General features: G+C 54.4%; 1 protein-coding gene. It reads left to right on the plus strand.

Annotated elements, in window-relative coordinates:
• Positions 1-100 precede the first annotated feature (100 nt).
• Positions 101-712, plus strand: a 612-nt coding sequence (locus ACVRRC_RS22110) for an SDR family NAD(P)-dependent oxidoreductase (protein ID WP_472997593.1), incomplete at its 3' end; no start/stop codon positions are given.

A 712-nucleotide genomic window follows, 5' to 3' on the forward strand; every position in this document is an offset into this window, starting at 1 on the left:
GTCAGACCTGCGGAACGGATGGCTGCAGTATTTAATCCGTCAACCGCCGGCAGTTTCACGCTGCCGGCAACGTCTTACCCACCAGTAATGGAGTCAGAAAATGAACACTTTTTTCAAAGGTAAAAAACTGCTCGTCGTCGGCGGTACCAGCGGCATGGGCCTGGCCGTGGCACGCATGGTACTGGAAGCGGGCGGCAGTGTCGTGCTGACCGGGAATAAAAAAGACAAAGCCGAAGCGGTGCAAAAAGAACTGAGCCCTCTGGGACCGGTTGCGGTCATCGCGGCGAACCTGATGACCGAAGAAGGTATGGAAACTATCCGTCAGGAAATTAATGCTCACCATCGCGATATCAGCCTGATGGTGAATGCCGCCGGTATCTTCATGCCCAAAGGATTTACCGAGCACAGCTTTGCCGATTATGACATGTATCTTTCGCTGAACCGAGCCACGTTCTTTATTACACAGGATGTCGTGAAGAACATGCTCGCCGCGAAGCTCGAAGGGTCTATCGTCAACGTCGGTTCGATTGGTGCTCAGGCTGCACTGGGTGACTCGCCGGCCTCGGCCTATTCAATGGCAAAAGCGGGTCTGCATGCCCTGACGCGTAATCTGGCGATTGAGCTGGCCAGCGCGGGTATTCGTGTCAACGCGGTGTCTCCCGGGATTGTTCATACGCCGATATACGAAGGCTTCATGGACAAAGCGGATATC

This window comes from Stutzerimonas sp. LR2, from assembly GCF_055755175.1.